The following is a 10717-nucleotide window of genomic DNA, read 5'->3' on the forward strand; positions in this document are numbered from 1 at the left end:
CACTGTACCTTATCTTGCGGCCTTGTTGTATCGCTAGAAATCACCAATGAGATACTGTTGACGCGCAAGCTTCAGGCAAGCCACGTGATTCACCGCTGGACTGTTTGGGCTTTGATTCCGCAGCAGCGCCGTGGTTACTTCTTGGTCAGCGTGTCTAGCCGGTACTGCAGCAGCCGGACCATCCGGCGGTCGAAATTGGCGGCTTCCATCCTGTCGAAACGGGCCTGATCGCGATCATGATCCTGGATGGCCGTTTCGCTCAGCCGGGCGACGCGGGCCTGCATACGCTCGCAATCGGCCTCGGGTTTCAGCGACAGGAAGTCCTTTTCCAGCTTGCGTGCATGGTTGCGCGCAATTTCGGCGTGACGCTCCTCGTGGCGCTTGATGTCGCTCGACAGCGTATCCCAGACGAGGGCGAGGTCGCGGTTCGCCTTGCCGCGGTTTTTCCAGCGCGGCAGGATCAGCCGGGTGCTGAGTGTGACCTTGGCGCTGCCGACGGCACAGCGGTTGCCGTGTTTCACATATGTCACCGTACCGCCGAACTTGATCTTGGTGGCGCCGGGATGGCGCGAGCCGCTGCTTTTCATCAGTGGCCCGTTTTCCGACAGTGCCTTGTCCAGCTCTTCCGCCGTCCGGCCGCCGATCGAGAAATACGTGATGCTCTTATTCACGACGGTTTCGGCATAGGCTGTCGAAAAAGGGCTCGCCAGGATGCTTGCTATCAGAAGCGCGGCGAATGAAATGCGGCCAGTCGGCATATGTTTACAGGTCTCGGCAGTTGAACTTCCCTAGAGCTTGGGGCATAGCCAGCCGGAGCGCAACAGCAAATGGGCAACAGCCTCCGGCAAACCGGAAAAGCCAATGCATTTGCGATATTTGTGGCCACCGAATGTGTGTGCTTCCCGCATGCCGTCCAGCGCTCGCCAAGTGACTTGCCAGATGCAAGAAAGGAAATGAAACCATCATGATCGATCCTTTCCTGGCCTTCGAATGGGCGTTAGCACATGGCCGAACATTGACGCTCGGACCCAAGGGACGGTTGATGGCGATCATCAACGTCACGCCGGATTCGTTTTCCGATGGCGGTAGCTACATCGACACCGAAGCGGCGGTGTCGCAGGCGTTGCATTGTATCGAAAACGGCGCGGAAATCCTCGACATTGGCGGTGAATCGACCCGCCCGGGTGCTGCTGTGGTGACGGCGGCCGAGGAGCAGGATCGTGTGCTGCCGGTCATCTCGGCGCTTGCCAGCCGCACCGATGCGATCATTTCTGTGGATACCTACCGCGCCGGGACTGCAAGCCTCGCGATCGCGGCGGGTGCCCACATCATCAACGACGTGCATGGACTGCAGCGCGAGCCCGATCTGGCCAATGTTGCGGCTGCGACCGGGGCAGGGCTGTGCATCATGCACACCGGCCGCGACCGTGAAAAACACGCCGATGTGGTGGACGATCAATATCAATTCCTCGAACGGTCCCTGGAGATTGCCGCTGCGGCTGGTGTCGAGCGTCAGCGGATAGTCCTTGATCCGGGCTTCGGCTTTGCCAAGGATACCGATGAGAATATTGCGTTGATGGCCCGGTTTGACGAATTGTCCGGGTTCGGGTTGCCGCTTTTGGCCGGTACTTCACGAAAACGCTTTCTTGGGGCCATCACCGGCCGCGAGGCGCAGGAAAGGGACGCTGCCACTGCGGCGACCACTGCGTTGCTCAGAATGGCGGGTGCGGCGGTTTTCCGGGTACATGATGTCGCAATCAACAGGGATGCGCTTCTGGTGGCGGATGCTATGCTGGCCTCAAAAAGAAATATGCCGGGACGGCCTGGGAAGGAAAATCGACCATGACTGCGATCTACACGATCACCCTGAAGAACTGTGCGTTCTTCGCGCGCCACGGCGTTCACGACGAGGAGGAATTCCTGGGGCAGCGGTTCTTTGTCGATGCGGAGCTGGATGTCACCCAGGGTACGGCTCTGGTCGATGATTCGATCAATGATACGGTGCATTACGGCATTGCCTTCACCGAAATTGAGAAGATCATTACCGGCCGCCGGCGTTATCTGATCGAAGCGCTGGCGCTGGAGGTGGCAACCACGCTCTGTTCGGTTTTCCCGCAGATCCGCCGGGCGAAAATATCGATCCGCAAACCCAATGCACCGGTTCCCGGAGTGCTCGATTATGTCGAAGTGACGGTCGAGCATTTTGCCTGACATGGACGGGCATCTGGCGACACTTGGCCTCGGCGGCAATATCGGCGATCCGGTAGCATTGATGGCGCGCGCGCTCGTCCTTCTGGATGCGCGGGCGGATTGTGCGGTGACTGACGTTTCAAAACTTTACCGCACGCCGCCGTGGGGTAAGATCGATCAGGCCTGGTTCTTCAATGCCTGTGCTGCGGTGAGGACCACGCTGTCTCCGGACGACTTGCTCGACGCCTGCCTGTCGATCGAACTCCAGATGAAACGCGAGCGGGTGGAGCGCTGGGGTCCGCGCACGATCGATATCGATGTGCTGACCTATGATAATCGCGCCCAGCAGTCGCAGACGCTGGAAATACCGCATCCGCGCATGACCGAACGCGGTTTTGTCCTGAAACCGCTGGCGGATTTCGCGCCAGACCTTGCTATTGCCGGCCGCACCGTTGCGGATTGGCTGAAGGACGCCGATGTGACGGGCATAGAGATTGCCGATACGTGCAGCCACTGGTGGCGGAATATTTCTGTAACGCCTTCATCCTGAACGCAAAAGAGCCGGACAAGCCGGCTCTCTAAGTATCCTGTGGGAAGTTTATTCGATCGAGCCGACAGCCATGTTGTCGACCTGACGGCTGAGGCTGACGCCGATCACCGGAACCATCGTGTCTTCGACCTTGACCGAGATGGTGATGTTCAGCGTAGACGGATCCTGCAGGCGGGCGATCATGGCGCCGTTCAGCTTCTTGCGATTGATGCCGACCACGACCTTGTCCCTGGCAACGTTCCCCGACACGATATCGAGTCCCTTGCCGTTGGCGCCGTCCAGGAACTTGCCGGTGTAAGTTTTGCCCTTTTGCGTGATCAAAGCCGACATCGGTTGCTTGAAAACGCCGACACGGCAGGTACCGTCGAGCTTAATGCCTGCGGCTGCGCCTTCTGACGGCTCTCCTGTCAGGTCGCATGTGAATTTCGTGCCCTTGTACTTGCCGGCGACAATTTCGCCCGGGCCTTTCCATTGGCCGGCGACCTGCTCAAAGAACGCCTTATCATCGCCCGAAAAGGCCGGGGAGGCGGCGCAGGTCAGGGCTGCGAGTGAGGCTGCGGCAACGCCGCGAGCGATCAAAGAAGGGCGCGAGAACATGAACGATCCTTGATGGTCGATGTCAGGAATGTGAGGCTACATTTGCACTTAAATGGTTAATGGAGCGTTTCCCTGGCGTGTTGAGCGATGATGAAGAGCACTCACGAAATGTTTCACCAGCGATTTTTCTGGTTGCTGAAACCCTTGGAAAACAAGCGTTTTCACGGCTGCTTCACCATCACGTGTGAGCCGGTGACTGGATGTGCTTTTGAAACTGCCGTGCCATTTGTTACGTAGTTACGCATATAAGGGAGGCACGAGATGACCATAATGGACGAAATCGAGTCGCACTCAGAATCAAGCAAGACCGACAGCCGCGTTATCTACCGGCACCGCATCGCAACGCGCATCACCCATTGGACATGGGCGATTGCGCTGTTCTTCCTGCTTTTGAGCGGGCTGCAAATCTTCAACGCACATCCGGAGCTCTATATCGGCAAACAATCCGGCTTCGAGTTCGAAAACAGTGTGCTCTCTATGCGCGCGATGCAGGCAGCCGACGGCACGGTCAGCGGTCATACTACGGTTCTCGGCCGCAGTTTCGATACAACCGGTGTCTTTGGAATGAGCGGGCCAACGGATGATCCGTCCTATCGCGGCTTTCCGGCATGGGCGACGTTGCCGTCCTATCAGGATCTGTCGGCAGGGCGCGTCGTGCATTTCTTCTTTGCCTGGTTCTTCGTTGCCGCTTTTCTTGTCTGGTTCGCCAGCAGCCTGATCAGCGGGCATCTCAAGCGCGATATTCTTCCCTCGATGGCCGATATCAGGGCTTTGCCGCGCAGTCTCGCCGACCACCTGCGCTTCCGGTTCCATCATGACGGCCGTTACAACGGTCTGCAGAAACTGGCCTATGCCGGCGTGCTGCTCGTCATCTTTCCCCTGATCATCGCGACCGGTCTGACCATGTCGCCGGGTATGAATTCGGCCTGGCCTTGGCTGCTTGATATTTTCGGCGGCCGGCAGACGGCGCGGACCATCCACTTCCTCTGTATGGCGGCACTGGTGGCCTTTTTCGTCATCCATATCTTCATGGTTCTTGCCGCAGGGCCGTTGAACGAAATGCGGTCGATCATCACCGGCTGGTATCGGACAGATGGGAAAAAGAACGAGGAGCATTCGGCATGACCCGATTTATCATCAACCGCCGAAAATTCCTGACTATCGCTGGCGTTGCAGCCTCCGCCATTCCGCTTTCGGGCTGCGACGCATTCGACAGTTTCCTGTCGGGAGAGAGCCCGGTACGCCAATTTCTGGCTTCGGCAAACGGGCTGACCTACCGCGCTCACCGCGCTCTGATCGGCGCCGACACGCTGGCACCGGAGTTTGCGGCAAGCGAAGTCCGCCAGGGCCAGCGGCCGAATGGCTCCACCGATCCGACCGATGCCGACTATCTTGCGCTGAAGGACACGGCGTTTTCCGGCTACCGGCTGGCAGTGGGCGGGCTGGTTGAAAAGCCGGTGAGCTTCAGTCTGGACGAGTTGCGCAACATGCCTTCACGCACGCAGATCACCCGCCATGACTGCGTCGAGGGCTGGAGCTGCATCTCCAAATGGACCGGCGTGCCGCTCCGCCAAATTCTCGACGAAGCTCAGGTGAAGTCGGAAGCGCGCTACGTTGTCTTCCACTGTTACGATACCATGAACCTCGGGCTGCAGGGGGCTGTGCCCTATTACGAATCGATCGACCTGATCGATGCGCGTCATCCGCAGACGATCCTCGCCTATGGCAATAACGACAAGCCGCTGGCGATTGCCAACGGCGCCCCACTCAGGGTCCGGGTCGAACGGCAGCTCGGCTACAAGATGGCAAAATACATCAAGGGCATCGAGCTCGTTTCATCGCTGGCGCCGTTCGGCAGCGGCAAGGGCGGTTTTTGGGAGGATCTCGGCTACGACTGGTATGGCGGCATTTAGCCGTCGCCCTCCGGCGTGCTTGCCTTGGATGATCCGGGCGTCAGGTCACCGATGAAATCGCCGATACCGGGGCGCTTCAGCGCCCGGAACGGCATCGGCCGGCAGAGATCCATCGCGGCGATACCGATGCGCGCGGTCATCAGACCGTTGATGACGCCTTCGCCCAGCCTCGCCGACAGTTTCGAGGCAAGGCCATGGCCGAGCACCTGTTGTATGAGGCTGTCGCCAGCTGCAATCGATCCTGTGACCGCCAGATGCGCAATGACATCGCGCATCAGCCGCAACAGCCCCAATGTTCCCGGCCGGCCGCCATAAAGGTCAGCCATTGCCCGGATCAAGCGCGCCGATTCGTAAATCACGTAGCCGAGATCAACGAGCGCGCGCGGGCTGACGGCGGTGACGATCGAGACGCGTTTGGATGCGTTGAGGATGAGGCCCCTAGCTTCGCGATCAAGCGGCGTCAGCAGCTCTCGCTCGGTCAGGTCCAACAGATGGGGGCCGTCGATGATCTCCGTTTCAGTTTCCTTCAACCGCAGGCGTCCACGCGCCGTCTGTGGCTTGGCTGCCAGCAGATGGACGAGATGTGCCATCACCTGCCGTGCCGGCTTTGCCGTTGGTGACAGGCTGGCATCGACCGCCTCCTGTTTCAGGGCCTGTACGGCATTCAGCCGCATCAGCCCGGAGAGTTCCCTGATGATGATGACCAGGAAGGCGACCAGGCCGATCGCGACGGCAGCGATGGCGAGATAGCCAAGCCAGTCTGCCCGCGTGAAGAGATCGCGCACGAGACTGTCGATCCACAAGCCCACTGCTAGGGACACCAGAACGCTGAGGGCGCCGGCGGCAAGCTTGGCGAACGAGAAGCGCCGTTTGCGTGGCCCGGCTTCAGGCACGTCGGGCAGGGCGCTCGTGGTTGCCGCAAACGGATCATCGGCATCGGCGGTCATGACGATGTTGTCGCCGAAACTGGCCGGTGAACGTTTTGCCGGGGCCGGTCTTTCGGCAGGCGTAGTTGGATCATTATCGATCGTGAACACGGCGGGTTTCCGCTGCGGGGTCTTGGGCGTGTCGCTCATGCGAGACGGTCTCCGAACAGGAACTGCATGGCCCGGTCGAGCCGGATATGCGGGACGGAGAGTTTCAGTCCGCCGCCGGTCTCCTCGATCGGTGGTGGCCGGAAACGAACGAAGCTCAGGTCGGGCACAAGGCTTTCTTCCGGTTTTGTTTCAAGATCTTGAAAAAGTGAATCCGGATTCTTCGGTAAGTCACCGGTAAATATGGCTGTTTTTCGTTCGCCGTCAAAGGTCTCGCCGTTGATCGTCTCGCCTGCAATTGGTGTTCCGACGATGACCGGCAGCGTGTGGCCGTCGTGCTCGACGGTCGCCTCGCGGGTCGCTCTGACCGAAGCGATGGCCATGACCTCAAGGCCAGCGCCACTCATGCCAATGCGCTCGACGGCGCGCCGGACAAGGCGCTCGGTAATCCGCTCAAGCCGGTCATGGCTCTCGTGGTGCAGATGGTCCGCCTTGGTGGCAGCGATCAGCACCTTGTCGATCCGCTTGGTGAGAAAGGACGACAGGAAGGAATTGGTTCCGGGCTGGAAGCTCGCCAGCACGTCGGCCAGCGCGCTCTCCAGATCCAGCAGTGATTCCGGCCCGCGGTTGATCGCCTGCAGAGCGTCTATCAACACGATCTGTCGGTCGAGCCTGGCAAAGTGTTCTCGGAAGAACGGTTTGACCACATGGGTCTTGTACGCCTCGTAGCGCCGTTCCATCATTGCCCAGAGCGAGCCTTTTGGTGCACGGCCTTCGGGCAGGGCCGGCAGCGGCGCGAAGGTCAGTGCCGGTGATCCCTCGAGATCGCCGGGCATGAGGAACCGGCCGGGCGGCAACGTCGACAGGGAGCGCTCGTCGGACTTGCAGGCTCGGAGGTAGCCGGTGAAGACCTCTGCAAGTGCCCTGGCGTTTGACTCACTGGCGGGCGCAGTCACATCCAGCGACGAGGCCAGCGACAACCAGTCGGCCGACAGTTCTGCGCGAATACCGGTTTTTGCGCGGTCCGTTGTCCGTTCGCTGAAGGTGCGGAAGTCCTGATTGAGCAGCGGCAGGTCGAGCAGCCATTCACCCGGATAGTCGACGATGTCGATCGACAGTCTGCCGGGCGAAAACATCCGGTTCCAGCCACTGGCGCTTTCGTAGTCGAGCGTGATGCGCAATTGCGAGATGGCCCGTGTCGAATCCGGCCACAGACGGTCGCGCACAAGCGCTGCGATATGATCTTCGTATTGGAAGCGCGGGACCGCATCATCCGGTTGCGGCTCCAGCCGGATTTTCGATACTCGCCCGGACCGAACGGCCTCAAAGACGGGCAGTCGGCCACCGTTCAGGAGATTGTGAACCAGCGACGAGATGAACACGGTTTTACCTGCACGGGAAAGGCCCGTAACGCCAAGCCGCAAGGTCGGGTTGACGAAACCCGATGCGCGGTCGGTCAATGTGTCGAGCGCAAGCCGTGCGTCATCGGTGAAGCGGGTCATGAATGCTGGCAAGTGTTGGCCTCGAATATGCGTGGGATATGGCTTCACGGCCATCTATGTCGTTTGCGATATAGTGCGCCGGGGCGGCCGAATAAAGGTTGCAGCAAACTGTCGGTGATCCGTGCTCACCGGCTGCGGTTGTCCGGATCGAGCCATGCGGTCAATGTCCCAAGCGGCAAGACGCCATCCGAGGGGCGTGTATCGAAATCGATGACGGCAAGCGATCCGGGAGGATAGCCGGCTGGGACGGCCTTGAGCGCAGCGTCTTCGCTGAGCACCTGCCGGAGGATCTCCTCGATCACCGGATTGTGTCCAACCACCATGAGTGCCGCTACGGCCAAATCCTGGCTGCTGATGATGTCGCGATAGACGCTGGCACCGCCCGCATAGAGTTCATCGATATAGCGGATATCCAGATCTTCCGACATTGTCCGGAGCAGTGCATCCGCTGTCTGCCGGCAGCGCACAGCGGTGGAGCAGAGAATGAGGTCTGGCCGCAACCCCTGGTCTGCAGCCATATCTGCGACGATCTCGGCATCGGCAAAGCCCGTGTCGTCCAGCGCCCTGTCGAAATCCTTCTGGCCCGGGAGTGTCCAGGCGGCCTTTGCATGGCGGAGAAGGTAAAGACGAAAAACCGGAGCAGACGCAGTGGGCATGGGCATATCCTGGAGATGGCATTGCCGCACGATTTCGATCCGGGCGGCGGCGTCGATTGTTCGGTTCCGTATGCGCTTTGTCCGCCGGGATCACAGAAAGATCAAGCGGTGGCGATCTGTTTTCAAAGGATACGCCCAGGATTGCCTGCTCGTTTCAGAGCGGTGAGGTGAGGGGGAAACGTCCGGAGACTCTGGCGTAAAAGATGAAGAAAAAAGATCTGCCTATTTCTTGTGCTGCGGAGGGCTCGGGAAAAAGATATCCCCGAACCATTGTTGCCGTTCACCCGCAGCTTTGCTGATGAATGCTGGCTATCGGCAGCAAGACAATTTGAAGAAAAAACCAAAATCTGTAATTTTGATGAAATATTAGCCTGTTAGCCTCTCAAGTAAGCAAGGCTTAAAAAACGGTGGGCTGTTTTTCAAAGACTTGAAACGGCGCGTGCATGGGTCTATACACCGCCGCACATGAGATGTTCTTCAGGAGAATCGCGTTGAGTGAGAAGATCGATCTTAGTTCCTTCGTCTTGTCTGAGACCGAGGAATTCATGAATACCAACCAGCGTTCATATTTTAGAGCAAAGCTGAACGCCTGGAAAAACGACATCCTTCGTGAGGCGCGCGAAACGCTCGGGCACCTCGCCGAAGAAAGTGCTAACCATCCAGATCTAGCAGACAGAGCATCGTCGGAAACCGACCGGGCCATTGAGCTTCGGGCACGCGACCGGCAGCGCAAACTGATCTCGAAGATCGATGCGGCCCTTCAGAGAATTGACGAGGGCACATATGGATACTGTGAAGAAACCGGTGAACCGATCGGGCTGAAGCGTCTGGACGCAAGGCCGATCGCCACCCTGTCGATCGAGGCACAGGAGCGCCACGAGCGTCGGGAAAAAGTCTACCGCGACGAGTAATCTTTCTTTTCAGTCATGAACATAAAAACGGCGCGAGATGATCGCGCCGTTTTTGCTTTTGTAGATATTGTGTTCATGCCGCACGCATCATGCTGATTGATAGCTGCAAAGCGGCTCAGTTCTTGCGGTTTGCGGTGATCTCGTTCAGCATCCGGTTCATTTCGTCTTCCAGTGAGGGTTCTGTGCGGCTGCCTTGCGCAGAACCAAGGCGAGGCTCCTGGCGGATTGCCGGGGTGGCCACTGCGGTGTTCGCACGCACTTCGCTATCAACGCGGACGGGATTGGCGCTCAACTTGCCGAGGTCGCCGGTGATCTGGGCATCCAGAATACGTTCGAACTCAAGCGCGCTCTCGTCTTTACGAGCTTGAGCATCCGGCTGGCCTTGAATGGTTTGTGTCTGCGTTCCCGCAGCGACGGGAACTGCCTGGGGCAATGGCCGCTCTGCCGTAACGGATTGATTTGCTGCCAGCACCCGCGAGCGTGCAGCATCCAGAATATCTTCCGGCGACCTGGCCGTATCGAGCGATACGGGCGGTGGCGTGCTGGACGCGACGGTTTGCGGGCGAACCTGAGCCTGAACAGGAATGTTTCGTTCGGGGAGGGCTTGGCGCGGTGTTACGGCATCGGCTCGTGTTTGCACCGGCTGGGCAGTCCGCGCTGGCGGCGTGGAGATATCAGCACTTTCACCATAGAGAGCCTGGCCCATTGCCGACACCGGCGCCAGTTTAACGTCGGCCTGGGGGGCAATACGGCGTTCCGGGATTGGGCGCTCCGCGATTGAACGGTCCACCACGGGGCGTGCGGCAATAGCGGCATCAGCGGGTGGCTGAGCAATCGCCGTTTGCAGCTGTGGCTGGGTGGCCGATGCAATGCGGCTCTCAATGACGACATCCGTCGGTCCGCCGATCATGATCAGATGCTCGACATCGTCGCGCCGCACCAGCACCAGCCGTCTGCGCGTATCAATCGCGGCTGCATCCAGAACGGCTAGCCGCGGCTGGCGGTTCTTGCCGCCACGGATGAAGGGTGAGGACGGCCTGTTGCGCATGAACCGGAGTACCGCCACCAGGCACAGCAAGCCGAGAGCCACAGCACCTGCCGCAATGATAAAACGGCTACCGTTGTTACCAACGATATCTTCGATCATATGCTGTACTCCTTCGCAAACGCGTATCCTGCGCCTATTTGACGGCTTTTTTCAGGCTGATACAAGCCGTGATCGATATTGTCCAAGTCTGATTGTCCTAGCGCCAATCTAGCGCTGTTTCCACCATCGGCGAGGCCCTGCGGGACATTCTCTGTGAATTCATAGCAATGGCGCTCAAACAGATGCTTTCTGCTCTTCCCTGCGGCTGTTAAAGATG

Annotated in this window: 12 protein-coding genes; 6 read left to right on the forward strand and 6 right to left on the reverse strand. The window is 59.1% G+C overall.

Features of this window, described 5'->3' with window-relative positions:
* Positions 1–134 precede the first annotated feature (134 nt).
* Positions 135–758 (reverse strand): DUF922 domain-containing Zn-dependent protease, encoded by a 624-nt coding sequence (locus tag R6X40_RS05075; RefSeq protein ID WP_318411564.1) that lies wholly within the window; start codon positions 756–758, stop codon positions 135–137.
* Between the two features lie 206 nt (positions 759–964).
* Here R6X40_RS05075 and folP point away from each other — a divergent pair, with 206 nt between their 5' ends.
* The 3 genes from folP to folK are packed head-to-tail and all read left to right on the forward strand — an operon-like array spanning position 965 to position 2740.
* Positions 965–1846 carry a dihydropteroate synthase gene (folP, locus tag R6X40_RS05080; protein WP_318411566.1) on the forward strand — a complete coding sequence of 294 codons (882 nt, stop codon included), beginning with the start codon at positions 965–967 and terminating at the stop codon, positions 1844–1846.
* On the forward strand, positions 1843–2211 hold the full coding sequence (gene folB, locus R6X40_RS05085; protein ID WP_318411567.1) for a dihydroneopterin aldolase: 369 nt from the start codon (positions 1843–1845) through the stop codon (positions 2209–2211). Before folP ends, folB begins: the two co-directional genes overlap by 4 nt.
* 1 nt (position 2212) lies before the next feature.
* Positions 2213–2740: a 2-amino-4-hydroxy-6-hydroxymethyldihydropteridine diphosphokinase gene (gene folK / locus R6X40_RS05090; protein ID WP_318411569.1), complete on the forward strand. Its 528-nt coding sequence runs from the start codon at positions 2213–2215 to the stop codon at positions 2738–2740.
* A 48-nt stretch (positions 2741–2788) separates the two neighbouring features.
* Here the strand turns inward: folK and R6X40_RS05095 are convergent, their stop codons facing one another.
* On the reverse strand, positions 2789–3337 hold the full coding sequence (locus R6X40_RS05095) for a hypothetical protein (protein ID WP_318411571.1): 549 nt from the start codon (positions 3335–3337) through the stop codon (positions 2789–2791).
* A gap of 261 nt (positions 3338–3598) precedes the next feature.
* Here R6X40_RS05095 and R6X40_RS05100 point away from each other — a divergent pair, with 261 nt between their 5' ends.
* Both R6X40_RS05100 and R6X40_RS05105 read left to right on the forward strand, forming a co-directional pair.
* Complete coding sequence (locus R6X40_RS05100; RefSeq protein ID WP_318411573.1) at positions 3599–4462, forward strand: cytochrome b/b6 domain-containing protein; 864 nt, start codon at positions 3599–3601, stop codon at positions 4460–4462.
* Positions 4459–5250, forward strand: coding sequence for a molybdopterin-binding protein (locus R6X40_RS05105; RefSeq protein WP_318411575.1), 792 nt, complete (start codon positions 4459–4461; stop codon positions 5248–5250). The genes R6X40_RS05100 and R6X40_RS05105 overlap by 4 nt, the downstream gene beginning before the upstream one ends.
* Here R6X40_RS05105 and R6X40_RS05110 read toward each other — a convergent pair.
* From R6X40_RS05110 to R6X40_RS05120, 3 genes are all read right to left on the reverse strand, one after another.
* Positions 5247–6326 (reverse strand): TIGR01620 family protein, encoded by a 1080-nt coding sequence (locus R6X40_RS05110; protein WP_318411577.1) that lies wholly within the window; start codon positions 6324–6326, stop codon positions 5247–5249. The two genes, R6X40_RS05105 and R6X40_RS05110, sit on opposite strands and share 4 nt — an antisense overlap.
* Positions 6323–7786, reverse strand: a complete 1464-nt coding sequence (locus R6X40_RS05115) for a YcjX family protein (protein WP_412178330.1) — start codon at positions 7784–7786, stop codon at positions 6323–6325. Before R6X40_RS05115 ends, R6X40_RS05110 begins: the two co-directional genes overlap by 4 nt.
* A gap of 125 nt (positions 7787–7911) precedes the next feature.
* Complete coding sequence (locus R6X40_RS05120; protein ID WP_318411580.1) at positions 7912–8442, reverse strand: histidine phosphatase family protein; 531 nt, start codon at positions 8440–8442, stop codon at positions 7912–7914.
* A gap of 491 nt (positions 8443–8933) precedes the next feature.
* Between R6X40_RS05120 and dksA the strand changes: the two genes are divergently transcribed.
* Positions 8934–9353, forward strand: coding sequence for an RNA polymerase-binding protein DksA (gene dksA / locus R6X40_RS05125; RefSeq protein WP_318412356.1), 420 nt, complete (start codon positions 8934–8936; stop codon positions 9351–9353).
* Positions 9354–9468: 115 nt separating this feature from the next.
* On the opposite strand, the gene R6X40_RS05130 is transcribed toward dksA, so the two are convergent.
* Positions 9469–10500, reverse strand: coding sequence for a flagellar biosynthetic protein FliO (locus tag R6X40_RS05130; RefSeq protein WP_318411582.1), 1032 nt, complete (start codon positions 10498–10500; stop codon positions 9469–9471).
* Positions 10501–10717: the final 217 nt, after the last annotated feature.

This window comes from Rhizobium sp. PL01 (genome assembly GCF_033447125.1).
Classification (GTDB): Bacteria; Pseudomonadota; Alphaproteobacteria; order Rhizobiales; family Rhizobiaceae; genus Pararhizobium.